We start from the raw sequence: 26,762 nt of genomic DNA on the forward strand, positions 1-26,762 counted from the left end.
CGCGAGTGGGGGGAACATGTCGCGTTGGAAAGGGCTGCCCGAAGAACTTGACCCACGGGTACGGCAGTTGGTGGTGCGATTACGCCGGGTCAAGGACCACGGCGGACTCAGCCTGCGCCGGCTGGCCGCGAAGACGGGCTACAGCACGTCGTCCTGGGAGCGCTATCTGTCCGGCAGGTCGCTCCCGCCCAGGGAGGCCGTCGAGGCGATGGCCCGGCTCGGCGGTGACGACCCGGTCCGGCTGCTCGCGCTGCACGAGGTGGCCGCCGAGGCGTGGGGAAAGGCGCCGGAGCGGCAGGAACCACCGGCCGCGACCGACCCGCCCCGCTCGCACGGCCGGGCGCTGCGCATCACGCTCGTCGCCGGGTCGGTGGCCCTGGTGCTGGCCGTCGCCGCCGCGGTGCTGCTGGCGGTACGGCTCACGGACGGCGAGAGCAAGGCGGCCGTGGCCCCTCTCACCTCGTCCGCCTCGACGGCGCCGGGGTCGGCGAAGGAGTCGGAGCCGCCCAGGTACACCTGCAAGGCGCAGCGGATCGACGGCCGCTGGTACGCGGGCAACAGCCGCACCCGGAAGGCCGTCCTGGCGACGGGCAACGCCGGGCCGGAGGTGGCCGAGGCACAGTGCCTGCTGCGCGAGGCGGGCTTCTCGCCGGGCGCCGTGGACGGCATCTTCGGCCCGCACACGGAACAAGCGGTCAAGGAGCTGCAGAAGCGGTCCGGCCTGGTGGTGGACGGCATCATCGGCCCGCACACCTGGAAGGCCCTGCGGGAATGACGCGGAACCCGCCGGGCGAGCTGCCACCGGAACGCGCCCGGCTCGCCTCCGCACTGCGGGAGCTGAAGACCGCGACGGGCCTGAGCCTGGCGGCCCTGGCGACGAAGACCACGTTCAGCAAGTCGTCCTGGGAGCGCTACCTCAACGGCAAGACCCTCCCGCCGCGCCGGGCGGTACAGGAGTTGTGCCGCCTGGCGGGCGAGCCGGAGGAGCGGTGTCTCGCGCTGTGGGAGCTGGCGGAGTCGGAGTGGAGCGGCAGGGCGGCGGCGCCGCGCACGGTCGAGGACACGGACCCGGAGGCGACCGCGCGTGCCGGCCTTTCGGAGGCGGAGACCGGGCGGCGCGCCGGCCGGGGCCGGCTCATGGCGGTCCTCGCCTCGGTCTGCGCGCTGGCGGCGGGCGGGCTGTCCGTCGCCCTGGTCCTGCTCGCGGGCCAGTCCGGCGACTCCCGCCCGTCCCCGCCGCCCACGTCCGCCCCGGCACCCCGCTGCCGTGGAGCCACCTGCGAGGGCAAGAGTCCGATGACGATGAAGTGCGGCGTCACCCCGCTCACCCTCGCCTCGCACCGCACCGCCTCCGGAGCCCACCTCGAACTGCGCTACAGCGACACGTGCGAGGCCGGCTGGGCCCGGATGTGGAGCACCCGCATCGGCGACCGCCTGGAGCTGAACCGGGCCGGCGGAGGCCACCCGCACTCCGCCGAGATCACGGACGGCGTCGCCGCGCAGTCGTACGTCTTCACCCCCATGACCGAGGCCCGCCCCGGCACGACCGTCCGGGCCTGTTTCCGTCCGGTGAGGGCAGGCGCCCGCGAGTGCTTCGAGGCCCGCGTGCGGTTCCGCCCTCGGCCCTAGACCCCGGGGGTCCCGCCCCGCAGGCCCGCCCCCAGCCTGCGCAGCCCCTCCCCGATCTCCTCCGGCGTCTGCGTCACGAAGCACAGCCGCAGGGTCGTGCGGTCGGGTGTGCCGGCGTAGAAGGGGGCGCCGGGGACGTACGCCACGTCCTGCCGCACCACCCGGGGCAGCAGGGCCGTCGTGTCGTACGGCTCTGGCAGCCGCGCCCAGAGGAACATGCCGCCCTCGGGCCGGCTCCAGACCGACCCCTCGGGCAGCGCCCCGGCGAGGCCCGCCAGCATGGCGTCCCGGCGCTCGCGGTAGACCCCGGCGACCCGGCTGACGTGCGCGTCCAGGTCGTTGTCCGCCAGGTACCGGGCCGCGGCGAGCTGGTTGACGGTCGGGGTGTGCAGGTCGGCGGCCTGCTTGGCGACGGCACAGGCGCGCCGCAGCTCCCCGGGCGCGCGCAGCCAGCCGAGCCGCAGCCCCGGGGCCATGACCTTGGAGAAGCTGCCGAGCAGCACCGTACGGTCCTCGGCGCCGGGGTGGGCGGCGATCCAGGGCACGCGCTCGCCCTCGTAGCGCAGCTCCCCGTAGGGGTCGTCCTCGACGATCCACAGTCCGCGCCGGGCGGCGACGGCGGCCACGGCGGCGCGCCGTTCGGCGGGCAGGGTGCGGCCGGTGGGGTTCTGGAAGGTGGGCACGGTGTAGAGCAGCTTGGGGCGTTCGCGCGCCACGAGTTCTTCCAGTGCCCCGGGATCGACGCCGTGCTCGTCGCCGGGCACGGCCACGACCCGCGCTCCGGCGAAGCCGAAGGCCTGGAGCGCCGCCAGATAGCAGGGGCTCTCGACGAGGACGGCGTCCCCGGGTTCGAGGAGTGCGGTGGCCAGGAGGGAGAGGGCCTGCTGGGAGCCGGTGGTGACGAGCAGGTCGTCGGGGTCGGTCGGCAGACCGCGCGCGGTGGTACGGGCGGCCAGCGCGGCCCGCAGCGCGGGCTCGCCCTCGGTCGTGGAGTACTGCAACGCCCGCGCGGGCGCCTCGGCGAGCACCGCGCGGTACGCGGCCGCGATGCCCTCCGCGTCGAACAGCTCCGGCGCCGGCAGCCCGCCCGCGAAGTTGATCACCTCGGGGCGGGCGGTGACGGCGAGGATGTCCCGCACGGGCGAGCCGCCGACGGACCGGGCCCGGGCGGCGAGCGGCGGCACGGGAGACTGGGTGGGCGCTGGCTCGGTGACGGTCATGAGACGGCTCCTTGGGCTGCGGTGAGGCCTGGTGCCCCGCAGCCTAGGAAAATACGTGTTGCCTACAAGAAGATTTCCGGGATCCGGACGCGCAGGGCGCTGAGCGCGCTGTTCAGCCCTTCGCGCCGATCGCCGCGTACACGTTGATGTCGGCGTCCGTCACGTCGTTGATGTCGTGGTAGCGCACCTTCTCGATGTCGTCGAGCCCGGCGAGGAAGGACTCCTCCGGCTGCTCCGGGACGGGCGCCGCGCCGTCGGGCCGCCAGCGGTGCGCGGGGACGACGCCCGGGTCGGCGATCTCCAGCCGGTTCTCCGTGAAGAACCGCTCGACATCGGCCCGGGAGCGCAGCACGAAGGTGAACCCCCGCTCGGTGTACGTCCGCTGCACCGCGCGGATGTTCTCCGGGTTGAGGTCCTCGGTGAGGTGACTGAGCACCAGCCGGCTGCCGGCCGGCAGCGCGTCGAGCAGCTCGCGCACCAGCGGGTACGCCTCCTCGTCCGCCACGAAGTGCAGGACGGCGACCAGGCACAGCGCGACCGGCTGCTCGAAGTCCAGGGTCTTCGCGGCCTGTTCGAGGATGCGGGCCGGTTCGCGCAGATCGGCGTCGATGTAGTCCGTACGCCCCTCGGGCCCGCTCGTCAGCAGGGCCCGCGCGTGCGCCAGCACCACCGGGTCGTTGTCGACGTACACGACCCGCGCCCCGGGCTCGGTCCGCTGGGCGATCTGGTGCACGTTCTCGGCGGTCGGAAGCCCGGTCCCGACGTCGAGGAACTGCCGGATCCCGTCCTGCTCCACCAGCGTGGTCACCGCGCGGCGCAGAAAGTCGCGGTTGTGCCGTACGTCGAGGTACCCGCGCGGGTTGGCGGCGAGCGCGGCGGCGGCCGCGTCCCGGTCGGCGGGGTAGTGGTCCTTGCCGCCGAGGAAGACGTCGTAGACCCGGGCCGGGTGCGCCTGGCTGCTGTCGATCCTCCTGCGCAGCTCGGCGGGATCCTGACTGAGGGCGTCACCGGTCATGGACGTCTCCTGAAGAGTAAGTGGTTCAACCAGCAACCACACCGACGGTCAACAACCTAACGGCTCAGGTGATTTGATGGTGCCCGTGCAGAGCAGCGAGCGCGCGACGACGACCCTGTGGCGTCCCACCGGCCCCAAGGAACTGGACCTGGTGCGAGAGCTCGACTGGCGCGCCTGGCCGCCCCGGCTCCCCGAGCAGCCGATCTTCTACCCCGTCCTCAACGAGGACTACGCCGTCAGGATCGCCCGCGACTGGAACGTCAAGCACGACGGCGCCGGCTTCGTCACCCGGTTCGAGGTCGACTCCGACTTCCTGCGCCGGTACCCGGTCCAGCAGGCGGGCGGGGAGACGATCCTCGAACTGTGGGTCCCGGCCGAGGAGCTCGACGAGTTCAACGCCCACATCGTCGGCCGGATCGAGCTGGTGCACGAGTTCCACTGAGACTGCCGTTCAGGACTGCTCGGTGGTGCCGGCCTCGACCCACTTGTCGCCGCCCAACGGGAACTCGTAGGCCGGGCGCCCGTTGTTCCCGCTCGTGCGGAAGGGCCGGCCCCCGTCGTCCACCGTCAGCGTGCCCTTCCGGCTGCCGCTGGACCAGCTCAGCTCCAGGTACCAGCTGACGTCGTAGGCGGAGGCGTCGGCCCGGATGTAGTAGACCTCCGGATCGGACTCGCTCACCGAGTACGGGAAGTCGCGGTGCCCCGCCTCGGGGACCACCGCGGGACGCGCGGCATCGAGGGCGACGGTGAAGAAGCGCGTCGGAACGCCGCCGCCGCAGCCGACGCCCGGGTAGCCCATGGCGTAGTCGTTCCAGGCGAGTGGTGCGCGCTTGCCGGCCATACGGACCGTCAGCCCGTCGACGACCACCGTCTCCTTGCCGGTGCCCTGCACGGTGACCTTCAGGAACTGCTCCCCGGACGGCACCGCCCCCGTCGCCGCCACCCAGGCGGGCGCGTCCTGCTCCAGCGGCGGCGGTCCCACCTGCCCCGGCGGCCGGTTCACCAGGTAGCGCTGGGAACAGGGGCTCTCCCAGGCGTGCGCGGTGGTGTGCACGGTGAGGGGGGCGGGGCCGGCGGCCTCGGTCGTGGCACGGCCCGGGCGATCGGGGGCGGCGCCGGTGGCCTTGCCGGCGGCGGGGGCGGACGAGGTGGGCGTCCTGGAGGGGGCGTCCTTCCCCTCGGCCTTCTTGTCCTTGCCGGTGCCGGAGGAGGAACTGACCGAGGGCGACACGGAGTCGGCCGCGCCGCCGTCCGGCCGCCGCCCGGCGTCGGACACCGCCGCCGAACCGCCACGCCCGTCCTCGTTCCCACGGTCGGAGGGCACGGCCACGGCGAGACCGACCCCGCCCAGGACCACGGCCACGGCGACACCGGCGAGCAGGGCTCGACGCGGACGTCTCGGACGGCTCCCCGCGACCTCGTCCGGAACGCCCTCCTCCGCAGCAGCCGCCACCGGTTCAGCTGCCTCCGGCACAACCGCCTCCGGTGCCGGAGCCGGTTCCTGTGCCGGGGCCGGTTCCTGTGCCGGGGCCGGTTCCGGTGCCGGGGCCGATTCCGGTGCCAGGGCCGGTTCCGGTGCCGGTGCCGGTGCACCCTTGCGCCCCCGGCCGGCATCCGCGAGCACCCACCGCCGGTGCAGCTCGACGAGCTCCCCCGGCGACGCCTTGCAGAGGCGGGCGAGCCGCTCCACGGGCGCGTAGTCGGCCGGCACGGCATCCCCGTTGCAGTACCGGTGCAGCGTCGACGTACTCATGTGGAGCCGCCTGGCGAGCACCCCGTAGCTCAGCCCGGAGCGCTCCTTCAACTCCCCCAACAGCGCGGCGAAGTCAGCCGCGGCCGTGCCTTCCGACACCGTTCCTCCATCCCCCCGTGTCCCGTTGCCCCGTTCCAGGGGAGGGTCGTTTCCCCTGGTCAATGCGTGTACGGGCGTTCCAGCGTCCCTGATCGTCCGCCGACTGTGGCGCCCGGGACGGACCAGCGCACACGCTCTGGTCATCCAAGCACGCCGCTCCCGGCACACCGTCGGCGCGGCTCGCTGGGCCCCACATGCCGACGACCTTTGTCCGAAAGGAAACCCACTCATGCGCAAGTACCGCGCTCTGCCCGTCGCCCTCCTGGCCGCCCTCGCCCTCACCGCGTGCCAGGACGGTACGGGCACGAAGGACGAGGGGGCCGCGAGCTCCGAGCCGGCGTCGTCGATCACCGCGAAGGCCGAGGAGACCTCCGGTGCCACCGGCGCGAAGGACGCGAACTCCGGGACGGCCACCGGCGCGAAGGGCGGGGCCTCCGGGACGACCACCGAAGCCAAGGGCGGGAACGCCCGGGCGGCCAAGCCGACCGACCCCGCCGACCCGGCCAACCGCGTCTCCTGCAACGGCTCCAACACCACCGTCACGGCCCAGCCGGTCGCGCGCCCCCTCAACCACATGCTGATCACGGTCAAGAACACCGGTTCGAAGTACTGCGACCTCACCTACTACCCGGTGCTGCGCTTCGACGAGATGCAGTGGGTCCCGCGGCCGGTCGAGGACTCGCAGCCGCAGGCGGTGACGACTCTGGCCCCCGGCGAGACCGGCTACGCGGGCGTGATGCTGTCGGCGGCCGACGGCAGCGGCGAGCACGGCCGCACCAGCCACAAGCTCACGGTCGGCTTCCAGGGCCGCACGCCTAACAGCAGCGGCGGCCCCTCCGCGCTCCCCAAGCTGCCCGCGAAGGGCGTGTACTACGACAGCTCGCTGACGGTCACCTACTGGCTGCGGGACATGGACGAGGCGCTGTCGTACTGACCCGTCCTACTGACGGTTCAGCTTCTGGGCCACCTCGGTGGCCCAGTAGGTGAGGATGTTCCGGGCGCCGGCCCGCCGGATACCGGTCAGGGTCTCCAGGATCGCCCGGTCGCGGTCGATCCAGCCCTTCTCGGCGGCGGCCTCGATCATCGAGTACTCGCCGGAGATCTGGTAGGCGGCCACGGGCACGTCCACGGCGTCGGCGACCCGGGCGAGGATGTCCAGGTAGGGACCGGCGGGCTTGACCATCACCATGTCGGCCCCTTCCTCGAGGTCGAGGGCGAGCTCCCGCATGGACTCCCGTACGTTCGCCGGGTCCTGCTGGTACGTCCTCCGGTCGCCCTGGAGGGAGGAGGCGACGGCCTCCCGGAAGGGCCCGTAGAAGGCGGAGGCGTACTTCACGGTGTAGGCGAGGATGGCGACGTCCTCCCGCCCGATCTGGTCGAGGGCGTCACGGATGACACCGATCTGGCCGTCCATCATCCCGCTGGGCCCGACGACATGGGCTCCGGCGTCGGCCTGCACCTGGGCCATCTCGGCGTACCGCTCCAGGGTCGCGTCGTTGTCGACCCGCCCCTGGGCGTCCAGCACACCGCAGTGCCCGTGGTCGGTGGTCTCGTCGAGGCACAGGTCGGACATGACGAGCAGCTCGTCACCGACCTCGGCCCGCACGTCCCGCAGGGCGACCTGCAGAATCCCGTCCGGATCGGTCCCGGGCGTCCCCTGCGGGTCCTTCTTCGACTCCTCCGGCACGCCGAACAGCATGATCCCGGAGACCCCGGCCGCGACCGCCTCGGCGGCGGCCTTCTTCAGGCTGTCGCGCGTGTGCTGCACGACCCCGGGCATCGTCGTGACCGGCACGGGCTCGCTGACGCCCTCCCGCACGAACGCCGGAAGAATCAGATCGGCGGGGTGCAGCCTGGTCTCGGCGACCATCCGACGCATGACGGGGTTACTCCGCAAACGCCGCGGCCTAGTACCGGGAAAAGATCCGTACGTCGTCATGCCTTCTACGCTACGCCCGCCCCGAACGCCCCGATGCCGACGCCATGTCGGCCCACCCGCGCTGCGGGCAGTCGCTGCCGCCCGGAGCTGCGGGCAGTCGTGCCGCTGGGGCGGCACGGGTGGGCGCAGCGGCACCCCGCACCGCCGGGCTGCGCAACCCCCCGCCCTCAGCCCCAACGCCGAGCGCCACCGAAGCCCACAGCACCACCGAAGCCCACAGCACCACGGCCCACAGTGCGCCCCCACCCACCCAGGTCCATCCTGAAAGTCCAACCCTCCGTACCCACCCCCGCGGAGGCCGCGATGACCACCATCCACGGCACCCCCGACCTCTTCGCCCTCTCGGAGATCAACGGCCCGGTCCTACGCCCCGGCGACCCCGCCTACGCCGACGAGGTCACCGGCTTCAACCTGTCCGCGCTCCACACACCCGACGTCGTCATAGGAGCGACCGGCCCGGACGACATCGTCACCGCCATGCGCTGGGCGAAAGCCACCGGCACCCCCGTCGCCGTCCAGGCCACCGGCCACGGCGCCAACTTCCCCATCGAACAGGGCCTCCTGATCAACACGTCCCGCATGACGGACGTGGAGACAGACCCCACCACCCGCACCGCCACCGTCGCCGCAGGCGCGAAGTGGAGCGACGTCCTGGCCTCAGCCGCCCCCCACGGCCTCGCGGGCTTGTGCGGCACCTCCACCGACGCGGGCGTCATCGGCTACACCCTCGGCGGCGGACTCCCCGTCCTCGGCCGTGCCTACGGCTACGCCGCCGACCTGGTCCGCTCCTTCCAGGTCGTCACCCCGGACGGCCACCTGCGCGAAACGGACCCGCAGCAGGAACCGGAGCTGTTCTGGGCCCTGCGCGGCGGCAAGGGCAACGTGGGCGTGGTCACCTCACTCGTCACCGAACTGGTCCCCGTCCCCCGCCTCTACGGCGGCGGCATCCACAGCCCGGGCGAACACGCGGAGCCCCTGCTCCGGGCCTGGGCGGACTGGACCCGTACCGTCCCGGACGAGATGGGCAGCATGTTCTCCATGCTGCGCCTGCCGCCCATCCCTCAGATCCCGGAACCCCTGCGCGGCGGCTTCTGGGCACGCGTCGCGATCACCTGGCCGGGCGACCCGGCCGAGGGCGAGGCACTGATCGCCCCGCTCCGCGACGCCGCCCCCGTGGCCGTCGACACGGTCGAGGAGATGGACGTCACGGCCATGGACCGCATCCACATGGAACCGCAGGACCCGCTCCCCGCCCGGGAGTGCTGCCTGCTCCTGCGCGACCTGCCCGCCGACGCCCTCAGCGCGTTCCTGGAGCAGGTCGGCCCCGCGGCCGGCGCCGACCACCCCCTGCTGGTGGCCTCGCTGCGCCACATGGGCGGCGCGCTGTCCCGCCCGGCCCTCGTCGAGGACGCCGTCTGCGCACGCGACGCCCGGTACTTCATGGAGTCGGTCGGGCTCATGCCCGCCCCGCCCGTGGCCGAAGCCGTCGAACAGGCGACGCGCCGCCTCTACACCGCGATGGCCCCCTACGGCACCGGCCACACCATGGTCAACATCCACGGCACGCCGGGCGACGAACAGGACCGCGCCCGCGCCTGGACCCCGGAGGTCTACGCCCGCCTGCGCCACGACAAGGCCACCTACGACCCGGCCAACCTGCTCCGCTACGGCCACGCGGTGACACCGGCGTAGCCGCACACGGCCCCGAGCGGCGCGGCCCGCACCCAGAGTTCCCGGGTACGGGCCGCACACGCGCTGTCAGTGCGCGACGGTGATGCGGAGCGCTCGGGAGACCCGGAGCACTCCGCCCACCTCAGGTCGTAGAACGCCGCCGCCGCGCCCCCGGCCTCCGCTCACTCGGACGGGTGACCGGATCCCCGGCCTCCACAGCGGCTGCTCTCCGCTTCGCGCCGAAGTCCGCCAGCGCCTCCGCGAGCCTCAGTACGGACGGCTCCGGGGCCATGACGTCCACCCGGAGGCCGTGCTCCTCGGCGGTCTTGGCCGTGGCCGGGCCGATGCAGGCGATCACGGTGACGTTGTGCGGCTTGCCGGCGATACCGACCAGGTTCCGCACGGTCGACGACGAGGTGAAGAGAACGGCGTCGAAGCCACCGCCCTTGATCGCCTCCCGCGTCTCCGCCGGCGGCGGCGAGGCCCGCACGGTCCGGTAGGCCGTGACGTCGTCGACCTCCCAGCCGAGCTCGATGAGCCCGGCGACCAGCGTCTCCGTGGCGATGTCGGCACGCGGCAGGAACACCCGGTCGATCGGGTCGAAGACCGGGTCGTAGGGCGGCCAGTCCTCCAGCAGCCCGGCGGCGGACTGCTCGCCGCTCGGCACCAGGTCCGGCTTCACGCCGAAGGCGATCAGCGCCTTGGCCGTCTGCTCGCCCACGGCCGCGACCTTGATGCCCGCGAAGGCACGGGCGTCGAGCCCGTACTCCTCGAACTTCTCCCGCACGGCCTTGACCGCGTTCACCGAGGTGAAGGCGATCCACTCGTAGCGGCCCGTCACCAGCCCCTTGACCGCCCGCTCCATCTGCTGGGGCGTGCGCGGCGGCTCGACGGCGATCGTCGGCACCTCGTGCGGCACGGCCCCGTACGACCGCAGCTGGTCGGAGAGCGACACCGCCTGCTCCTTGGTCCGCGGCACGAGCACCTTCCAGCCGAACAGCGGCTTGGACTCGAACCACGCGAGCTGGTCGCGCTGGGCGGCGGCGGAACGCTCACCGACCACGGCTATCACCGGCCGGCCGCCCTCCGGCGAGGGCAGTACCTTGGCCTGCTTCAGCGTCTGCGCGATCGTGCCGAGCGTGGCGGTCCAGGTGCGCTGCCGGGTGGTCGTGCCGGCGACGGTGACCGTCATGGGGGTGTCCGGCTTGCGGCCCGCGGAGACGAGCTCGCCGGCCGCGGCGGCGACGGAGTCCAGCGTGGTGGACACCACGACCGTGCCGTCCGACGCGCCGACCTCCGTCCAGCACCGGTCCGACGCCGTCCGCGCGTCCACGAACCGCACGTCCGCGCCCTGCGCGTCGCGCAGCGGCACACCGGCGTAGGCGGGCACACCGACCGCGCTCGCGATACCGGGGACGACCTCGAAGGGCACCCCGGCGGCGGCGCACGCCAGCATCTCCTCGGCGGCGTACGTGTCGAGGCCCGGGTCGCCGGACACCGCACGTACGACCCGCCTGCCGCCCCGCGCGGCCTCCATGACAAGATGTGCGGCATCCCGCACCGCGGGGGCGGCCACGGCGGTTGACGTACCGTCAACAACCGTGAGCTGGGGCGCTCCTGTGCCCGGAGTCGGCTCCTTCGCAGGATCCGAGTCCGTGTCCACTTCGGAGACGCCCTGCCTGGCGTGCTGACGTACGACGTCGAGCACCTCGTGCTCGGCGACGAGGACGTCCGCGTTCGCCAGCGCCTCCACGGCGCGCAGAGTCAGCAGTCCCGGATCTCCGGGTCCGGCACCCAGGAAGGTGACGTGCCCGTGTTCAGGACCGGCGGAAAGGGTGGTGGGGCTCAATGTGCTCGCTCCCCCATCAGACCGGCCGCGCCCTGGGCGAGCATCTCGGCCGCGAGTTCGCGACCGAGCGCCGTTGCCCGGTCGTGCGTCTCGGGCACGGGACCGGTGGTGGACAGCTGCACCGTGCGCGTGCCGTCGGTCGTCCCGACGACGGCGCGCAGGCGCATTTCCTTGACAATCTGCCCGTCGGCCAGCAGGTCGGCCAGCGCCCCGACAGGGGCACTGCAGCCGGCCTCCAGGGCGGCGAGCAGTGATCGCTCGGCCGTTACGGCGACCCGCGTGAACGGGTCGTCGAGTTCGGCGAGCGCGGCGACGAGGTCCGCGTTGCCCGCGGCACACTCGATCGCCAGGGCCCCCTGGCCGGGGGCGGGCAAAACTGTGTCGACCGACAGGAAGTCGGTCACTTCGTCGCCCCGGCCGATCCGGTTCAGTCCGGCGGCGGCCAGTACGACGGCGTCGAGTTCTCCGCTGCGCACGTACCCGATGCGGGTGTCGACGTTGCCGCGGATCGGGACCGTGGATATGTCCAGGCCGTGGCCGCGCGCGTACGCGTTGAGCTGCGCCGTCCGGCGCGGCGAACCCGTACCGATGCGGGCCCCGCTGGACAGGTCGGTCAACTTCAGCGCGTCCCGGGCGACGATCACGTCCCGCGGGTCCTCCCGCACGGGCACGGCGGCCACGACGAGTTCGTCGGGCTGCGTGGTCGGCAGGTCCTTCAGGGAGTGCACCGCGAAGTCGACCTCGCCCTTGAGCAGAGCGTCGCGCAGGGCGGTCACGAACACGCCGGTGCCGCCGATCTGCGCGAGCTGCTCGCGCGAGACGTCGCCGTACGTGGTGATCTCGACGAGCTCGACGGGCCGCCCGGTCACCCGGCGCACGGCCTCGGCCACCTGCCCGGACTGGGCCATGGCGAGCTTGCTCCGCCGGGTACCGAGCCTCAGCGCTGTGTTGGTCATGCCGGGCCTCGGTCCTTCTGGGTGGTGCTGTCCTCGGCCCGGGAGACGGCGGCCACCGTCTCGGGGTCGAGGTCGAACAGGGTCCGCAGCGCGTCCGCGTACCCGGCTCCGCCGGGCTCGGCCGCGAGCTGCTTGACCCGTACGGTCGGCGCGTGGAGCAGTTTGTCGACCACGCGCCGCACGGTCTGGGTGATCTCCGCTCGGTGCTTGTCGTCGAGGCCCGGCAGCCGCCCGTCCAGGCGGGCGATCTCGCTGGCCACGACATCGGCGGCCATGGTGCGCAGGGCGACCACGGTCGGTGTGATGTGCGCGGCCCGCAGTGCTGCCCCGAAGGCCGCGACCTCGTCGGAGACGATACGCCGGACCTGGTCCACATCGGCAGCCATCGGAGCGCCCGCGGATGCCTCCGCCAGCGATTCGATGTCCACCAGCCGCACCCCGGCCAGCCGGTGCACGGCCGCGTCGATGTCGCGCGGCATCGCCAGGTCGAGCAGGAAGAGCACGGGCTCGGGCCGCCGCGGCTGGTCGACCGGCTCGGGCCGGCGCCGCTCGGGGATCCGCCCGACGGTGGCCGCGGTCGCCGCGAGCGCGCCGATCAGCTCGGCGTCGGCCTCGGGGCCGCCGCGGGCGCCCTCCCGGCGGTCGACGGTGCCGCCGGCGACCCATGCGGCGTGCTGCTCCAGCGTGGCGGCGTCCATGCCGGCCACGGCGGCCTCCCCCATGACGGAGAAGCCGGGCTGCACGGCGGCCAGGTCGAGCGGGCAGTTCTCGTCGTTGCCGACGGAGGTGGGCGGCAGCGCGTCCTGCCGGGGCACCGTACGCCGGTCGTCCTCGATCTCGGCGGCGGGCTGTCCGGTGCGTCCCTCCACCGCGGCGGCGACCGACTCGGCCGTCAGGACCAGGCCGGTCGCGCCGGTACAGGAGACGGCGATGTCGGCACGTGTCAGCTCGACCGGCACCGATTCCATCGGTACCGCGCGGGCCAGCACGTCCGTGTCGTCGCCCTCGGTGAGTATCCGGGCGAGCCGCTCGGCGCGGTCGAAGGTGCGGTTGGCGACGACGACCTCGGCGACCCCGGCCCGGGCCAGCGTGGCGGCGGCCAGGGAGGACATCGACCCGGCGCCGATGACCAGGGCCTTCTTGCCCCGGGCCCAGGTCTCCACGTCGCCGCCCGCGGCCAGCTGCTCCAGGCCGAAGGTGACCAGGGACTGGCCGGCGCGGTCGATGCCGGTCTCGGAGTGGGCGCGCTTGCCGACCCTGAGGGCCTGCTGGAACAGGTCGTTCAGGAGGCGGCCGGCGGTGTGCAGGTCCTGCGCGCGGGCCAGCGAGTCCTTGATCTGGCCGAGGATCTGGCCCTCGCCGACGACCATCGAGTCCAGCCCGCACGCCACCGAGAACAGGTGGTGGACGGCCCGGTCCTCGTAGTGCACGTAGAGATAAGGAGTGAGCTCCTCCAGGCCGACCCCGCTGTGCTGGGCGAGCAGCGTGGACAGCTCGGCGACACCGGCGTGGAACTTGTCCACGTCGGCGTAGAGCTCGATGCGGTTGCAGGTGGCGAGCACCGCGGCCTCGGCGGCCGGTTCGGCGGCGACCGTGTCCTGGAGCAGCTTTCCCTGCGCGTCCGGGTTGAACGAGGCCCGCTCCAGCACGCTGACCGGGGCGCTGCGGTGGCTGAGTCCGACGACGAGGAGGCTCATGCCGGCATCACGGCGGGCATGTCCCCGTCAGGCCCCTGGTCGGCGGACCGGCTGCGAGCGGCGGCGGCCGGGACGCCACCGTCGGAGGCGGCCTCCTCCCCGGCCTTGCGCTGCTCGTGGAAGGCGAGGATCTGCAACTCGATGGAGAGGTCCACCTTGCGCACGTCGACACCGTCCGGGACGGACAGCACGGTCGGCGCGAAGTTCAGGATGGAGGTGACACCGGCGGCCACGAGCCGGTCGCAGACCGCCTGGGCGGCACCGGCGGGGGTGGCGATGACACCGATCGACACGCCGTTGTCCTGGATGATCTTCTCCAGGTCGTCGGAGTGCTGCACGGGGATCCCGGCGACGGGCTTGCCCGCCATGGCGGGATCGGCGTCGATCAGCGCGGCGACCCGGAACCCACGGGAGGCGAAGCCGCCGTAGTTGGCCAGGGCGGCGCCGAGGTTACCGATACCGACGATCACGACCGGCCAGTCCTGGGTGAGGCCCAGCTCGCGGGAGATCTGGTAGACGAGGTACTCGACGTCGTAGCCGACACCCCGGGTCCCGTAGGAGCCGAGGTAGGAGAAGTCCTTGCGCAGCTTCGCGGAGTTGACCCCCGCCGCGGCCGCGAGCTCCTCGGAGGAGACCGTGGGGACCGAGCGCTCCGACAGCGCGGTCAGGGCGCGGAGGTACAGCGGAAGCCGGGCGACGGTGGCCTCGGGAATCCCTCGGCTGCGGGTCGCCGGTCGGTGAGTTCGGCCAGTTGCCACGGTGCTCCTGCGGGTAGAGCGGGGCTGTAGGCGGTCATACGTCCCTACATGACCGCCCCGTCGAATGCAGGCTATGTCTTTGTGAACGCGTGCACAAAGATGGTGTCCGATTTGCCCGGCCAACGTGACCGGGCTCACGCACCCCCGGCGCATTCGTGGGGAACCGGCGCACGAGCACCGCCGTTCCTTCACTCCTGGGGGCAAAACCGCACACTCTCCTCCATGCATCCCGCCCCCGAGACCAGTTCCCGTCGATCCTAAGCGACCTGGCGACCGCTTTGGACTGGTCGGTCAGTCGCGTCACCGGCCGGCCTCACTCGGTGAGCGCCTTGCGCAGGCGGTCCTCGTTCACGCGCCAGAAGGTGTGCTGCCTGCCGTCCACCAGCACGACCGGGATCTGCTCCCAGTACCGGTCGTGCAGTTCCTGGTCCTCGGTGATGTCCTTCCCCTCCCAGGGGACTCCGAGATCCCCGCACACCTTCTCCACGACGACCTGCGCGTCATCGCACAGATGGCAGCCGGGCTTCCGGATCAGCGTGACGAGCCGTTCCCCGGGGGGCTTGCGGCGAAAGAGGGGACTCATGTCGGCCATTGTCGCGCGCCCGTGAACGAGGGACACCCTCGCGACGGGCCAGGGGACACGCCGACCGGCTCCGTCCCGCGCGGCCTCTTTAACGACACGCACGCCGAGAGTTCACACGCTCCAAACCTCTCGACTCCGGAACCCCCGAACAAACTGGCTATGCTCACGCCATGGCCGCTCTTGGATGGCTCACTCCCCGTAGGCGCTCCGCCACGGCGCGGAGCGTTTTGGCAGGCGAGGCCTCGGCGGAGGCAGCACGCAAGTCCTCACAGGAGGCTGCCGGCACGACCGAGGAACCGCAGTTCCCGGTCCACGGCGACGACCGGGCCGCCGCCTTCTTCGACCTGGACAACACCGTCATGCAGGGCGCCGCCCTCTTCCACTTCGGCCGTGGCCTGTACAAACGGAAGTTCTTCGAGACACGCGAGCTGGCGAAGTTCGCCTGGCAGCAGGCCTGGTTCCGGCTGGCCGGGGTCGAGGACCCCGAGCACATGCAGGAGGCCCGCGACTCGGCCCTGTCCATCGTCAAGGGCCACCGCGTCGCCGAGCTCCAGTCGATCGGCGAGGAGATCTACGACGAGTACATGGCCGAGCGCATCTGGCCCGGCACCCGGGCCCTGGCCCAGGCCCACCTGGACGCGGGCCAGAAGGTGTGGCTCGTGACGGCGGCCCCGGTCGAGATCGCCCAGGTCATCGCCCGCCGCCTGGGCCTGACCGGCGCCCTCGGCACCGTCGCCGAGTCCGTCGACGGCGTCTACACGGGCAAGCTGGTCGGCGAACCGCTGCACGGCCCCGCGAAGGCCGAGGCGGTCCGCGCCCTGGCGGCGGCGGAGGGCCTGGACCTGGGCCGCTGCGCCGCCTACAGCGACTCGCACAACGACATCCCGATGCTCTCGCTGGTCGGCCACCCCTACGCCATCAACCCGGACTCCAAGCTGCGCAAGCACGCCCGGGAGCTCGACTGGCGCCTGCGCGACTACCGCACCGGCCGCAAGGCGGCCAAGGTCGGCATCCCCGCCGCGGCCGGTGTCGGCGCGGTCGCCGGCGGCACGGCGGCGGCGATCGCCCTGCACCGCCGCCGCCGCTGACGAGGCGATCAATCCGGGACACCATCGTTTACGGGATGACACGCCCCGTAAATCCAACTGGCGTACCCCCACAACCTCGCGTCCAGTCCTCTTGGCTGCACACGGCCACAACACGCCCTGGACTCGACCCCAATCCGAACCATTTCGATCAACAAGCGTTCACGCTCTGGCGCTTGATCCGGCGTCAATCGGTTACGGAAGCGACGTAATCGATGATTTGAGCAACTCGGTGTAGCAGGGCCTGTACGAAGCGTTATTCTCCTCAGACGCAATCCGGTACCCCTCCGTCGCTACGACGGGTGAAAGGTCCCGTACTGCACGTGATGGAAGCTCTGCCTCTGGGAGTCCCGTGTACCCACACGTCGGGGTTGACGCCTCGGGCCTGGCTACGCTGCGCGCAACGGTCCTCGACCTGTTGCGCGGCTTCGTCCCCACCGCGTACGCCGTCCCCGCATTCGCCGCCGCCGCGCCCGTCGGCCCGTGCTACGCACTGGCCGACGGCAGCGCCGCGGTCGGCAGACGAGGCCGCCCGTCCGGGGCGGCCACCGCCCGCCGGCCCGCGGCGGACAGCGACAGCGCCCGGATGATGGACCTCGTGGAGCGCGCCCAGGCCGGCGAGGCCGACGCCTTCGGCCGCCTCTACGACCAGTACAGCGACACCGTCTACCGGTACATCTACTACCGGGTCGGAGGAAAGGCGACCGCCGAGGACCTCACCAGCGAGACCTTTCTGCGGGCCCTGCGCCGCATCGGCACCTTCACCTGGCAGGGCCGCGACTTCGGCGCCTGGCTCGTCACCATCGCCCGCAACCTCGTCGCCGACCACTTCAAGTCCAGCCGCTTCCGCCTCGAGGTCACCACCGGCGAGATGCTCGACGCCAACGAGGTCGAGCGCTCCCCCGAGGACTCCGTCCTGGAATCCCTCTCCAACGCCGCCCTGCTCGACGCCGTACGGCGGCTCAACCCCCAGCAGCAGGAGTGCGTGACGCTCCGCTTCCTCCAGGGCCTCTCCGTCGCCGAGACCGCCCGCGTGATGGGCAAGAACGAGGGCGCCATCAAGACCCTCCAGTACCGGGCCGTCCGTACCCTCGCCCGGCTTCTCCCGGAAGACGCCCGCTGACCGGAGCACACCCTCCGCCACCGCCAACTCACGCTCCGTGAAAGTCTGTTGACTTCGGCATCGGATCATCCGGGGTCCGTAACCCAAGTGCCGAGCCGCTCGTTGTGCGGGATGCAGACTCCCTGTGGTCACCCCCTGGCCGACTCCGGTCACTCGATCGCGCGGTCGTGGTCGGGGTGTGCAACCCTCAGGACCCCCTGGGGAGTCGACCGTCATGACGAGAGGAGGTGCCGCCAGTGATCGCGAACGTATCGGCGCACCGGCGGGCGAACGCCTTCGCCCAGGCCCTTCAGGAGCAGTCCGAGCAGGGCACGGCGGCCGAGCAGCCCGAAGGACCGGCACCGGCGCCGGCCGCTGCGGAACAGACCGAACAGGCACGCCTGCTGGCGCTCGCCTCCGGTCTCGAGACGCTGCCCAGACCGGAGCTCGACCCGGAGGTCAAGGTCGTCCAGCGGGCCCAGTTGGTGGCAGCCTTCGAGGCCATGCTCCAGGAGGGCACCGTCGGAGGCGGGGCGACGGACCGCGCGGTCCCCGAGCAGCGCTCCCCCCGGGCCCGGGGCGCCCACCGCGCGAACTCACTGAAGAAGTACCGGCCGCGTTCCCGGCTCGCCAAGGGCCTCACCGCGGGCGGGCTCAGCGTCGGCGTCGCCGCGAGCGCCCTCGGCGGAGTCTCCGCGGCCAGCTCCGACGCCCTGCCCGGCGACTCGCTCTACGGCCTCAAGCGCGGCATCGAGGACGTCAAACTCGGCCTGGCCGACGGCGCCGACGAGCGCGGGCGGGTCTACCTCGACCACGCCTCCACCCGGCTCAGCGAAGCCCGCCGCCTGATGGAGCGCGGCCGCAGCGGCCCCCTGGACCACGAGTCCCTCGGCGAGATCCGCCGCGCCCTGTCCGGCATGCGGCACGACGCGTCGGAAGGCCACCGGCTGCTGAGCGAGGCGTACCAGCACGACCCGGACTCCCTGGGCCCCATCCAGGCCCTGTCCGCGTTCTCCCGCTCCCACCGCCAGGCCTGGGGCGAACTGCGCGAGAAACTCCCCGTCCAGCTCGGGGACGTCGGCGACCAGGTGTCGTCGGTGTTCGACGCCATAGAGGAGGACGTCGCCCCGCTGCGCTCCCTGCTGCCCGAGCCTCCGGCCCCAAGCGGCGGCGGAGGCAGGCACCGGGGCGCCTCCGAGTCGGCCCCCACCGGCTCCTCGGCCACCGACCGGTCGGCCCGCCCCAGCAAGAGCAGCGGCAAGAACACCAACAAGGGCCGCACGGGCAGCGGCAGCCCCAGCCGCCCGGCCGGCTCCGGCAGCGAGAGCGACGGCCTGCTCGGCGGCAACACCGGCGGCCTGCTCGACACGCCGAAGGACAGCGAGGCGAGCACCTCCCCGTCGGCGGAGGGCACCCCGTCCGTCCCCAAGCCGAACGTGACACTCCCGCCGCTCCTGCCCGGCCTGCTGCCCGGGCTGGACATCGACAACGAGGACGCGAACTAGACGGCCGTACCGCAGTGGGGGGGGCGCCCCTCGGCGCCCCCCCCACTGTCATGCCCGCGGGCTCAGAAGAAGACCGACCGCCGCTGCACCAGCAGCTTGTACAGCGTGTGCTGGATCTGCTCCCTGACCTGGTCGGTCAGGTTGAACATCAGCATCGGGTCCTCGGCCGCCTCCGGCGGATAGCCGTCCGTGGGGATCGGCTCGCCGAACTGGATCGTCCACTTGGTCGGCAGCGGAATCGCCCCGAGCGGCCCGAGCCACGGGAAGGTCGGCGTGATCGGGAAGTACGGGAATCCCAGCAGCCGGGCCACGGTCTTGGCGTTGCCGATCATCGGGTAGATCTCCTCGGCCCCGACGATCGAGCAGGGAATGATCGGTGTCCCGGCGCGCAGTGCCGTGGAGACGAAGCCGCCGCGACCGAAGCGCTGGAGCTTGTAGCGGTCCGCGAAGGGCTTGCCGAGGCCCTTGAAGCCCTCCGGCATCACCCCGACCAGTTCGCCCTGCTCCAGCAGCCGCGCCGCGTCCTCGGCGCACGCCAGGGTGTGGCCGAGCTTGCGGGCCAGTTCGTTGACCACCGGCAGCATGAACACCAGATCGGCGGCCAGCAGCCGCAGATGCCGGCCCGCCGGGTGGTTGTCGTGCACGGCGACCTGCATCATCAGGCCGTCCATCGGCAGCGTCCCGGAGTGGTTCGCCACGATCAGCGCGCCGCCCTCGGACGGGATGTTCTCGACGCCCTTCACCTCGACCCTGAAGTACGTGTCGTACAGCGGCCGCAGCAGGGACATCAGGACCTGGTCGGTCAGTTCCTCGTCGTAGCCGAAGTCGTCGACCTCGTAGTCCCCGGTGAGGCGGCGGCGCAGGAAGGCCAGGCCGCTCGCGATACGCCGTTCCAGGCCGCCGTCGCCACCCCCGGACCCCTCCGGCGGTTGTTCATCGGACGTCACAGGAACATCATCCTGCGGAACGGCCCTGGTGGGCAGGGGCTGCACCTCACGCACCGGCGCGGACTCCGTGCCCGGGCGGCGGCTCCCCCCGCTCCGGCGACGCTGGGGGCGCTGTGCGGCGCTCCCGCGGGACCGGTCGTCGTCGAACGGAATGACCTTGGCATCCGCCATCGTTGATGCGCTCCTCAGTTGGCGCTCTGCGTCGGGGTGTGACCGCCGCCTGCGAGGGGCAGCGCGGCGATCCGGTCGACGGCCCCGGCAAGGGCCTCCGGCGGAACAAGTCCGGGGCCTTGGCTGCGTGCGAAGTCCGCGAACGTCTCCGCTGTCGTGTACTTGGGCTGGAATCCCAGCGTCTCGCGCATCTGGCCCGTGGCGACGACCCGGCCGTGGGTCAGCAGCCGGATCTGCTCGGGCGAGAAGTCCGTCATGCCCAGCGTACGCACCAGCGAGCCCGCCCAGGTGACGACGGGCAGCAACAGGGGCACGGTCGGGCGGCCCAGGCGCCGGGAGCACTGGGAGAGCAGCAGGACGCCGTCACCGGCGATGTTGAAGGTGCCGCTGTTGAGCGTGCCCCGCCGCGGCTCGTGCGAGGCGATCCGCAGCACCTCGATCACGTCGTCCTCGTGCACGAACTGCAGTCGCGGGTCGTAGCCGAACACCGTCGGCAGGACCGGCAGCGAGAAGTACGAGGCGAGCGGGGTGTCCGCGGTCGGGCCGAGGATGTTGGCGAACCGCAGCACGGCCACCGCCACGTCGGGCCGCCGGCGCGCGAACCCGCGGACGTAGCCCTCGACCTCCACCGTGTCCTTGGCGAAGCCGCCGCTCGGCAGCGACTTGGGCGGGGTCGTCTCGGTGAACACGGCCGGGTCGCGGGGCGCGGACCCGTAGACGTTCGTGCTGGACTTCACGACCAGCCGCTGCACGGCGGGCGACTTCTGGCAGGCACCGAGCAGCTGCATGGTGCCGATGACGTTGGTCTCCTTCAGGGAGGCCCGGTTGCCGCTGCCCAGCGGCGTGCCCGTCACGTCCAGGTGGACGACCGTGTCGGCGCCCGCTTCGGCGAGCACCCGCGCGATCCCGGGCTGCCGGATGTCGGCCTGGACGAAGTCCGCACCGCCCAGATGGTGCTCGGGCGGCACCGCGTCCACCCCGACGACGCGGTCCACGTCGGGGTCACGCTGGATCCGCCGGACGAACCGGCCCCCCAGCTGGCGGGCCACTCCGGTGACGAGCACGACCTTGCCCAAGATCAGCGCCTTCCTTCCAGAACATCTCGCCCCCGCCGCGTTCCCCCGTGGGGCCAACTTAGCGGGTCGCTGTTGCGCTGTGATGACCGCCCGATGCGCGAAGTGACCAAAGCAGCCGGACGTACGAGCCGATACACGTGTGGCCCCCCACCGTTAAGTGGGGGGCCACAGCAACGCTCTCGCGGCGTCCGCGTCGCGAACTTACTTCTTGTTGCGACGCTGGACGCGCGTGCGCTTGAGCAGCTTGCGGTGCTTCTTCTTCGCCATCCGCTTGCGCCGCTTCTTGATAACAGAGCCCACGACTACCCTCGCTCACTTCTCATCACTCGGTGTTTGGGCGCCATGGGCCCATACGACCTACGAGGGGCCAGCCTACCCGTCCGAGCGCTGAGGTCGTAATCGAGGAGGCCGGGGGATCCCGAAGTGCCCTGTGAGAATCGCCCCGGCCCAGCCGTCAGGCGGTTTCCACCCCCACGTAACTCTCGCGGAGGTACTCGTGAACCGCTTGCTCCGGGACGCGGAAGGACCGCCCCACACGGATCGCGGGCAGATGACCGCTGTGCACCAGGCGGTACACGGTCATCTTCGACACTCGCATCACCGAGGCGACTTCCGCCACGGTAAGGAACTGAACCTCGTTCAGAGGCCTCTCGCCAGCTGCAGCCATGACACACCTGAACCTTCCGCACTCGACGGCCACCGGCTTCCCCTTCCGGTGACTCTTCGTCGCTGCGTGCTCACTCCCCAATGTAGGTGCCAGTGATGCGAGTGGGGAAGAGGTGCACCCATCGGCGGCCTACTGTGACAGACACGCCCGATTGAGTACGTAGCGGGTAAGCGGCAGGTAGTAATCAGACCGCACGCCGTCATCAAGTGGAACGACGACGGACACGGACCCCTCGGCCTGCCCCACGAACGGCGCGGGGTCGTCCGTATCGGCCGGACCGATGGCCTCGAACCCCAGCTGACCTGCTCCGCAGACCCACCCGTGGTCCCCGATCACCAGCTCGGGAAGGGGCCCGCCGGCCTCCGCGGCGACGGCCAGCACGGTACGAACCGGGAGAGGGGAGTGCGTATGCGCGCCGGGCTCACAACCGGGGCGTTTCCCGCCGGGCGCCCGTACCAGCGCGACTCCTCGTACGTAGTCGAGGTTGTACGTACGTAGGCCGAACCGGGTCGTTATGTCGACACAGCGACCCTGCGCGGGGGTGAGGACCTCACACCCCGCCGCCGACAGCGCGTCTGCCAGAGCGGCGTAGAAACCGAGCAGCCGGTGCGGATGCCCGGTGCCGAGCAGCACCGGTGCGCGGCGCCGGGCGGCCCCGGCGAGCCGTTCCGCGAAGGCGTCCAGCGCGCTCAGCGTCTTCTCCGGATCGATCACGTCCTGGCCGGAAGTATGACGATAGTCGACCGAAACCCCGCACCGGTCCGCCATCAGGTCGATCAAATCCCGCTGCCTCCAGGACCTTTCGGGATCGATCCCGAGCAGCACCCGGGGATCCCGGGCAGCGAACAGCCGGTAGCTCCGCAGGCTCTCCTCCCGGGACGTGGCCACCGTCCCGGCGAGACGCGCACCCACCAGGTGCGCACGAAGGGCTTCGGGGGTCAGCACTAAAAAATCGTGCGCGACCCGGACCCCGGCTGTCCCGCGAACCGGGGAACACCGCACGGTCGGCCTACCGACGGCACCCCGATCCGCTCAGGCCAGCAGCCCCCGCAGCGGAAAGACCGCCCGCCTGGCCGCCAGCACCGCCTGATCCAGCCGGTCCGCCGGGTCGTAGCCCTCCTCCCAGCCCATCCAGGCGACGGGCCAGCGCCCGTCCGTCATCCGCGCCGGGGCCAACTGCCGCGTCCGCGCGAACACTTCCTGCCGCCAGCCCTCCGGGATCACCGCCTCGGGCTCCACCGCCCGGCCCGCCGCGATCCCGACCAGATGCGTCCACGACCGCGGGACGACGTCCACCACGGCGTAACCACCCCCGCCCAGGGCCACCCACCGCCCGTCCGCGTACGCGTGCGCCAGATCGTGACAGGCCACCTGCACCGCCCGCTGCGCGTCCAGCGACACCGCCAGATGCGCCAGCGGATCCTCGAAGTGCGTATCGGCCCCGTGCTGCGTCACCAGCACCTGCGGCCGGAAGTCCGCGATCAGCTCCGGCACCACCGCGTGGAACGCCCGCAGCCACCCGGCGTCCCCCGTCCCCGCCGGCAGCGCCACGTTCACCGCCGACCCCTCCGCCGAGTCCGCCCCGGTCTCCTCCGGCCACCCCGTCTGCGGGAACAGCGTCCGGGGATGCTCGTGCAGCGAGATCGTCAGCACCCGCGGGTCCTCCCAGAACGCCGCCTGCACCCCGTCCCCGTGATGCACGTCGACATCGACGTACGCCACCCGCTCCGCCCCGAGCTCCAGCAGCCGCGCGATCGCCAGCGACGCGTCGTTGTAGATGCAGAACCCGGACGCACCGCCCGGCATCGCGTGGTGCAGCCCGCCCGCGAAGTTCACCGCGTGCAGCGCCTCACCCCGCCACACCGCCTCCGCCGCCCCCACCGACTGCCCGGCGATCAGCGACGACACCTCGTGCATCCCCGCGAACGCCGGATCGTCCAGCGTCCCCAGCCCGTACGACTGGTCCGCCGCCCCCGGATCCACCGACGCGGCCTTCACCGCCCCGATGTAGTCCTCCCGGTGGACGAGCCGCAGCGTCGACTCCCCGGCCGCCTTCGCGGCGACCACATCCACCTCACGGTCCAGCCCGAAGGCATCGACCAGTCTCCGGGTCAGGGCGAGCCGGACGGGGTCCATCGGATGCCCCGGACCGAAGTCATAGCCCGTTACCGCCTCGTCCCACATCAGCTGTGCGCGACCGCTCATGCCCGCCACCGTATCGGTCCGGTTGAGCAGCGAACGACCGGGCGTACACGAGCGTCACCAGCACCAACACCATCGGCACCAGCATCGCCCCGCGATAGCTCCACAGGTCCCCCAGCGCACCGACCAACGGCGAACCGATCAGGAACCCCACATAGTTGAAGACGTTCAGCCGCGCCACGGCCGCATCCGAAGCCCCCGGGAACAGCCTGCCCGCCGCCGCGAACGTCTGCGGAACCAGCACACACAACCCCAGGCCCACCAGCGTGAACCCCAGCATCCCGACCCACGCCCCGGGCGCCCCCGCCACCACGGCGAACCCACCCGCCGCCACCAGCGCCCCGGCCCGCACGACCGCCACCGCCCCGAACCGCCGCACCCCCAGATCCCCGATCGCCCGCCCCAGCAGCGTCGTGACCATGTACACGTTGTACGGCACGGTCGCCAGCTGCTCCGAGCTCCCCAGCACGTCCTGGAGATACTTGGCACTCCAGTTGGAGACCGTCGAGTCCCCGATGTACGCGAAGGTCATCACCAGGCACAGCGGCAACAGCCACTTGAAGACGACAGCCCGCCCCTGCGCGCCCGAATCCCCCGCCTTCTCCTCCGCCCCGGGTGCCCCGCCCCGGTCGTCGACGTACCACCGGCTCCCCACCAGCACCGCCGGCAGCAGCACCAGCACGACCGGCAGATACGACACCCACAACGCCAGATCCCAGTGCGCCCCCACCCACGCCAGCGAGGCCCCGACGATCCCGCCCAGGCTGTACGCCGCGTGGAAGCTGAGCATGATGCTGCGCCCGTACGCCCGCTGAAGGCTCACCCCGAGCATGTTCATCGACGCGTCCAGCACCCCGACGGCGAGCCCGAACGCCGCGAGCGCGACACCCAGTTCGACCATCCGCTCCCCGGCCCCGACCCCGAGCAGCGCCAGCAGCACGACGGGCTGGGACCACCGAAGCAACCGGCTCGGCGGCACCCGCCGCACCAGCCGCTCGGTGCTCACGCTCCCGATCCCGGCGAGGATCGGCACAGCGGCCAGGAAGGCCGGCAGCAGCGCGTCGGAGACCCCGTACCGGTCCTGGATGGCCGGAATCCGCGTCACGAGCAGAGCGAAGGCGACCCCTTGCACACCGAAGCCGAACGCCAACGAGGCCCTGCCGCGCCGCAGCACATCAGTCATGGCCGCGAGCGTAGGGCCCCTGGCTTACCCGTGGGTAGATCCAGCCAAAGATGAATTTGCCTCACCTCTGCCGTGGTTCGGCTCAAGCGGCCAGGGCCGGCTCGACCGCCCTGGGCTCACCGCCCGCGGCGGCCCCGGCCTCGGCCTCCGCGCTGAGCATCCGCTCCATGGGCCCGGCACCGAACGCGCCACCGACCACGATCCCGGTCCCCACAGCAGCGACGAGGACGACCGACCCGAGCCACACCATGGTGTCCACCGGCACGGTGAACGCCCCCACGATCCGCACGACGCACTCCGCGAGCAGCACCCCTCCCCAGACGGTCGAGAAGACCCGCTCCTTGCGCCGGAAGTCCGCCGACGCCGCCGCGGTCCCGTCCATCAGCCGCCCCCAGGCGGCCTCCTTGGCCGCGTTCTTGACCAGGAACGGCTTGAGCCCGGCGGTCATCATCGGCCGCCCCAGCACGACGGACACCAGGATCCCGATCCCCACAGTGCTGCTGACGGCACTGTCCTTGGCGAGCATCAGCCGTGGATCACCGGACACGAAGCCGAGCGCCAGCGAGACGACGTTCACGACCAGGATGAGGCCGGCGATCCCGTTGACCACTCGCTCCGTGACCGCGGTCCACGCGGTCCGCACGGCCGGGGCGACGCTGCTCCAGGCCAGCGCCGCGAAGGTGCTCATCCCGAAGCCGTCCTTGAGCAGGTAGTACGCCCCGATGGGGACGGCCACGTCCAGGATCAGCGGCAGGAAGTGGTTCGGCTTGCCCGTCTGCGTGTCGCTCGTCTTCGTCGTCATGCCCTCAGAGTGCCGTCCGGCGACCGGCACCAGTAGAAACGATCGTCCGGACCTCCGTATGACAGATGTCAGACGAGCAGGTCGGCCAACTCCGCCATCTCGGGGAAGAGTCGAGTAGCTCCCACGAGCTTCTCCGGGGACGTCATCGCGGTGAACCCGTACACGTCCATCCCGGCCGCGACGGCCGCCCGCACCCCCAGCGGACTGTCCTCGACGACGACACACCGCTCCGGCGGGACCCCCATCCGCTCGGCCGCGTACAGGAACAGGTCGGGAGCCGGCTTTCCTCGCCCCACGTCCTGCGAACTGAAGATCCGTCCCTCGTCGAACCACCGGTCGAGCCCGGTCGTCCGATGCCCCACCCGGATCCGCTCATGACTCCCGGAGGAGGCCACGCAGAACGGCACCCCGTCCATGGCCAGCTTCTCCAGCACCTCGCGGGCCCCGGCCACGGCTTGTAGCTCCTGCTCGAAGGCCGCGAACACCCGCGTGTGGAAGACGTCGTCGAAGTCCTCCGGCAACCGCTGCCCCGTCCGCTCCAGGACCAGCTCGTGAATCCGGTGCATCGCCGACCCCATGTAGTCCCGAATGGACTCCTCGTAGGAGGTGGGGTGCCCCAGCTCGGTGAGGTACGCCGCGAGCAACCGGTTGGAGATGGGCTCGCTGTCGACGAGTACGCCGTCGTTGTCGAAGATCACGAGGTCATAGCGCATGGGTTTGAGCCTAAACGCAGAAAACCCCCGCACCGTAAGGTGCGGGGGTTTTCCCAAAAATTGTTCGGCGGCGTCCTACTCTCCCACAGGGTCCCCCCTGCAGTACCATCGGCGCTGTAAGGCTTAGCTTCCGGGTTCGG

The 26,762-nt window shown here is 71.8% G+C and carries 26 protein-coding genes and 1 rRNA gene; 8 read left to right on the plus strand and 19 right to left on the minus strand.

From position 1 onward, the window contains the following. Positions 1–16: 16 nt before the first annotated feature. Both ABEA82_RS09730 and ABEA82_RS09735 read left to right on the plus strand, forming a co-directional pair. A complete protein-coding gene (locus tag ABEA82_RS09730; protein WP_345660950.1) occupies positions 17–775 on the plus strand; it encodes a peptidoglycan-binding protein in 759 nt (252 codons plus the stop codon). Beyond that, a complete protein-coding gene (locus tag ABEA82_RS09735) occupies positions 772–1,629 on the plus strand; it encodes a helix-turn-helix domain-containing protein (RefSeq protein WP_345660951.1) in 858 nt (285 codons plus the stop codon). The genes ABEA82_RS09730 and ABEA82_RS09735 overlap by 4 nt, the downstream gene beginning before the upstream one ends. Here the strand turns inward: ABEA82_RS09735 and ABEA82_RS09740 are convergent. Both ABEA82_RS09740 and ABEA82_RS09745 read right to left on the minus strand, forming a co-directional pair. Next, positions 1,626–2,849, minus strand: a complete 1,224-nt coding sequence (locus ABEA82_RS09740; RefSeq protein WP_345660952.1) for an aminotransferase-like domain-containing protein — start codon at positions 2,847–2,849, stop codon at positions 1,626–1,628. The two genes, ABEA82_RS09735 and ABEA82_RS09740, sit on opposite strands and share 4 nt — an antisense overlap. A 112-nt stretch (positions 2,850–2,961) precedes the next feature. Beyond that, positions 2,962–3,864: an SAM-dependent methyltransferase gene (locus tag ABEA82_RS09745; protein ID WP_345660953.1), complete on the minus strand. Its 903-nt coding sequence runs from the start codon at positions 3,862–3,864 to the stop codon at positions 2,962–2,964. 85 nt (positions 3,865–3,949) lie between these two features. Between ABEA82_RS09745 and ABEA82_RS09750 the strand changes: the two genes are divergently transcribed. Next, positions 3,950–4,306 (plus strand): hypothetical protein, encoded by a 357-nt coding sequence (locus ABEA82_RS09750; protein ID WP_425588499.1) that lies wholly within the window; start codon positions 3,950–3,952, stop codon positions 4,304–4,306. Between the two features lie 9 nt (positions 4,307–4,315). Here ABEA82_RS09750 and ABEA82_RS09755 read toward each other — a convergent pair whose 3' ends face one another. Further along, positions 4,316–5,716 (minus strand): helix-turn-helix domain-containing protein, encoded by a 1,401-nt coding sequence (locus ABEA82_RS09755; protein WP_345660955.1) that lies wholly within the window; start codon positions 5,714–5,716, stop codon positions 4,316–4,318. A 229-nt stretch (positions 5,717–5,945) separates the two neighbouring features. On the opposite strand from ABEA82_RS09755, the gene ABEA82_RS09760 reads away from it, so the two are divergent. After that, on the plus strand, positions 5,946–6,650 hold the full coding sequence (locus tag ABEA82_RS09760; RefSeq protein WP_345660956.1) for a DUF4232 domain-containing protein: 705 nt from the start codon (positions 5,946–5,948) through the stop codon (positions 6,648–6,650). Positions 6,651–6,656: 6 nt separating this feature from the next. Here the strand turns inward: ABEA82_RS09760 and hemB are convergent, their stop codons facing one another. Beyond that, positions 6,657–7,655: a porphobilinogen synthase gene (gene hemB, locus ABEA82_RS09765; RefSeq protein ID WP_345660957.1), complete on the minus strand. Its 999-nt coding sequence runs from the start codon at positions 7,653–7,655 to the stop codon at positions 6,657–6,659. A gap of 303 nt (positions 7,656–7,958) precedes the next feature. Here hemB and ABEA82_RS09770 point away from each other — a divergent pair, with 303 nt between their 5' ends. Then, positions 7,959–9,347 carry an FAD-binding oxidoreductase gene (locus ABEA82_RS09770; RefSeq protein WP_345660958.1) on the plus strand — a complete coding sequence of 463 codons (1,389 nt, stop codon included), beginning with the start codon at positions 7,959–7,961 and terminating at the stop codon, positions 9,345–9,347. Positions 9,348–9,468: 121 nt separating this feature from the next. Here the strand turns inward: ABEA82_RS09770 and ABEA82_RS09775 are convergent, their stop codons facing one another. The 5 genes from ABEA82_RS09775 to ABEA82_RS09795 form a co-directional block, all read right to left on the minus strand. Next, positions 9,469–11,175 carry a bifunctional uroporphyrinogen-III C-methyltransferase/uroporphyrinogen-III synthase gene (locus ABEA82_RS09775; protein ID WP_345660959.1) on the minus strand — a complete coding sequence of 569 codons (1,707 nt, stop codon included), beginning with the start codon at positions 11,173–11,175 and terminating at the stop codon, positions 9,469–9,471. After that, on the minus strand, positions 11,172–12,131 hold the full coding sequence (gene hemC / locus ABEA82_RS09780) for a hydroxymethylbilane synthase (RefSeq protein WP_345660960.1): 960 nt from the start codon (positions 12,129–12,131) through the stop codon (positions 11,172–11,174). The genes ABEA82_RS09775 and hemC overlap by 4 nt, the downstream gene beginning before the upstream one ends. Then, on the minus strand, positions 12,128–13,828 hold the full coding sequence (locus tag ABEA82_RS09785) for a glutamyl-tRNA reductase (protein WP_345660961.1): 1,701 nt from the start codon (positions 13,826–13,828) through the stop codon (positions 12,128–12,130). The genes hemC and ABEA82_RS09785 overlap by 4 nt, the downstream gene beginning before the upstream one ends. After that, a complete protein-coding gene (locus ABEA82_RS09790; protein ID WP_345660962.1) occupies positions 13,825–14,586 on the minus strand; it encodes a redox-sensing transcriptional repressor Rex in 762 nt (253 codons plus the stop codon). The genes ABEA82_RS09785 and ABEA82_RS09790 overlap by 4 nt, the downstream gene beginning before the upstream one ends. Before the next feature lie 313 nt (positions 14,587–14,899). Further along, complete coding sequence (locus ABEA82_RS09795) at positions 14,900–15,169, minus strand: glutaredoxin family protein (protein WP_345660963.1); 270 nt, start codon at positions 15,167–15,169, stop codon at positions 14,900–14,902. Positions 15,170–15,339: 170 nt separating this feature from the next. On the opposite strand from ABEA82_RS09795, the gene ABEA82_RS09800 reads away from it, so the two are divergent. The 3 genes from ABEA82_RS09800 to ABEA82_RS09810 all read left to right on the plus strand — a co-directional run bounded on the left by ABEA82_RS09800 (position 15,340) and on the right by ABEA82_RS09810 (position 18,861). After that, positions 15,340–16,257, plus strand: coding sequence for an HAD family hydrolase (locus tag ABEA82_RS09800; protein ID WP_345660964.1), 918 nt, complete (start codon positions 15,340–15,342; stop codon positions 16,255–16,257). Between the two features lie 349 nt (positions 16,258–16,606). Next, entirely contained in the window at positions 16,607–17,377 is a 771-nt protein-coding gene (locus tag ABEA82_RS09805) for an ECF subfamily RNA polymerase sigma factor, BldN family (RefSeq protein WP_003992051.1), read from the plus strand. Positions 17,378–17,613: 236 nt separating this feature from the next. Next, positions 17,614–18,861 (plus strand): DUF5667 domain-containing protein, encoded by a 1,248-nt coding sequence (locus ABEA82_RS09810; protein WP_345660965.1) that lies wholly within the window; start codon positions 17,614–17,616, stop codon positions 18,859–18,861. Between the two features lie 62 nt (positions 18,862–18,923). On the opposite strand, the gene ABEA82_RS09815 is transcribed toward ABEA82_RS09810, so the two are convergent. From ABEA82_RS09815 to rrf, 10 genes are all read right to left on the minus strand, one after another. Further along, entirely contained in the window at positions 18,924–19,979 is a 1,056-nt protein-coding gene (locus ABEA82_RS09815; protein ID WP_345660966.1) for a lysophospholipid acyltransferase family protein, read from the minus strand. Positions 19,980–19,993: 14 nt separating this feature from the next. Further along, the gene (locus tag ABEA82_RS09820) at positions 19,994–21,055 is read right to left on the minus strand and encodes an NAD-dependent epimerase/dehydratase family protein (RefSeq protein WP_345660967.1); all 1,062 of its coding nucleotides are present in this window, start codon (positions 21,053–21,055) and stop codon (positions 19,994–19,996) included. Positions 21,056–21,256: 201 nt separating this feature from the next. Then, complete coding sequence (locus tag ABEA82_RS09825) at positions 21,257–21,355, minus strand: 30S ribosomal protein bS22 (protein ID WP_003948845.1); 99 nt, start codon at positions 21,353–21,355, stop codon at positions 21,257–21,259. A gap of 154 nt (positions 21,356–21,509) precedes the next feature. Further along, a complete protein-coding gene (locus ABEA82_RS09830) occupies positions 21,510–21,722 on the minus strand; it encodes a helix-turn-helix domain-containing protein (protein WP_004984898.1) in 213 nt (70 codons plus the stop codon). A gap of 129 nt (positions 21,723–21,851) precedes the next feature. Then, entirely contained in the window at positions 21,852–22,667 is an 816-nt protein-coding gene (locus ABEA82_RS09835; protein ID WP_345660968.1) for a phosphatase, read from the minus strand. 87 nt (positions 22,668–22,754) lie between these two features. Further along, the gene (locus ABEA82_RS09840) at positions 22,755–23,927 is read right to left on the minus strand and encodes an acetoin utilization protein AcuC (protein ID WP_345660969.1); all 1,173 of its coding nucleotides are present in this window, start codon (positions 23,925–23,927) and stop codon (positions 22,755–22,757) included. Further along, the gene (locus ABEA82_RS09845; protein ID WP_345660970.1) at positions 23,878–25,107 is read right to left on the minus strand and encodes an MFS transporter; all 1,230 of its coding nucleotides are present in this window, start codon (positions 25,105–25,107) and stop codon (positions 23,878–23,880) included. The genes ABEA82_RS09840 and ABEA82_RS09845 overlap by 50 nt, the downstream gene beginning before the upstream one ends. An 82-nt stretch (positions 25,108–25,189) precedes the next feature. Continuing rightward, positions 25,190–25,909, minus strand: coding sequence for a VC0807 family protein (locus ABEA82_RS09850; RefSeq protein WP_345660971.1), 720 nt, complete (start codon positions 25,907–25,909; stop codon positions 25,190–25,192). 68 nt (positions 25,910–25,977) lie between these two features. Continuing rightward, positions 25,978–26,622 carry an HAD family hydrolase gene (locus tag ABEA82_RS09855; RefSeq protein ID WP_345660972.1) on the minus strand — a complete coding sequence of 215 codons (645 nt, stop codon included), beginning with the start codon at positions 26,620–26,622 and terminating at the stop codon, positions 25,978–25,980. A 62-nt stretch (positions 26,623–26,684) separates the two neighbouring features. Next, a 5S ribosomal RNA gene (rrf, locus tag ABEA82_RS09860) occupies positions 26,685–26,762 on the minus strand; the annotation flags it as partial.

Origin of the sequence: Streptomyces venetus, from assembly GCF_039540295.1 — a bacterium.
In the GTDB taxonomy this organism is placed as follows: Bacteria; Actinomycetota; Actinomycetes; order Streptomycetales; family Streptomycetaceae; genus Streptomyces; species Streptomyces venetus.

Excerpts from the sequence above, each read along its gene's own strand:
- ABEA82_RS09840 (WP_345660969.1), bottom strand. The coding sequence starts at position 23,927 with ATGAGCGGTCGCGCACAGCTGATGTGGGACGAGGCGGTAACGGGCTAT.
- ABEA82_RS09795 (WP_345660963.1), bottom strand. The coding sequence starts at position 15,169 with ATGAGTCCCCTCTTTCGCCGCAAGCCCCCCGGGGAACGGCTCGTCACG.
- ABEA82_RS09815 (WP_345660966.1), bottom strand. The coding sequence starts at position 19,979 with ATGGCGGATGCCAAGGTCATTCCGTTCGACGACGACCGGTCCCGCGGG.
- ABEA82_RS09745 (WP_345660953.1), bottom strand. The coding sequence starts at position 3,864 with ATGACCGGTGACGCCCTCAGTCAGGATCCCGCCGAGCTGCGCAGGAGG.
- ABEA82_RS09830 (WP_004984898.1), bottom strand. The coding sequence starts at position 21,722 with ATGGCTGCAGCTGGCGAGAGGCCTCTGAACGAGGTTCAGTTCCTTACC.
- ABEA82_RS09845 (WP_345660970.1), bottom strand. The coding sequence starts at position 25,107 with ATGACTGATGTGCTGCGGCGCGGCAGGGCCTCGTTGGCGTTCGGCTTC.
- ABEA82_RS09770 (WP_345660958.1), top strand. The coding sequence starts at position 7,959 with ATGACCACCATCCACGGCACCCCCGACCTCTTCGCCCTCTCGGAGATC.
- ABEA82_RS09760 (WP_345660956.1), top strand. The coding sequence starts at position 5,946 with ATGCGCAAGTACCGCGCTCTGCCCGTCGCCCTCCTGGCCGCCCTCGCC.
- ABEA82_RS09850 (WP_345660971.1), bottom strand. The coding sequence starts at position 25,909 with ATGACGACGAAGACGAGCGACACGCAGACGGGCAAGCCGAACCACTTC.
- ABEA82_RS09800 (WP_345660964.1), top strand. The coding sequence starts at position 15,340 with ATGGCCGCTCTTGGATGGCTCACTCCCCGTAGGCGCTCCGCCACGGCG.
- ABEA82_RS09735 (WP_345660951.1), top strand. The coding sequence starts at position 772 with ATGACGCGGAACCCGCCGGGCGAGCTGCCACCGGAACGCGCCCGGCTC.
- ABEA82_RS09785 (WP_345660961.1), bottom strand. The coding sequence starts at position 13,828 with ATGAGCCTCCTCGTCGTCGGACTCAGCCACCGCAGCGCCCCGGTCAGC.
- ABEA82_RS09855 (WP_345660972.1), bottom strand. The coding sequence starts at position 26,622 with ATGCGCTATGACCTCGTGATCTTCGACAACGACGGCGTACTCGTCGAC.
- hemC (WP_345660960.1), bottom strand. The coding sequence starts at position 12,131 with ATGACCAACACAGCGCTGAGGCTCGGTACCCGGCGGAGCAAGCTCGCC.
- hemB (WP_345660957.1), bottom strand. The coding sequence starts at position 7,655 with ATGACGACGTACGGATCTTTTCCCGGTACTAGGCCGCGGCGTTTGCGG.
- ABEA82_RS09730 (WP_345660950.1), top strand. The coding sequence starts at position 17 with ATGTCGCGTTGGAAAGGGCTGCCCGAAGAACTTGACCCACGGGTACGG.
- ABEA82_RS09740 (WP_345660952.1), bottom strand. The coding sequence starts at position 2,849 with ATGACCGTCACCGAGCCAGCGCCCACCCAGTCTCCCGTGCCGCCGCTC.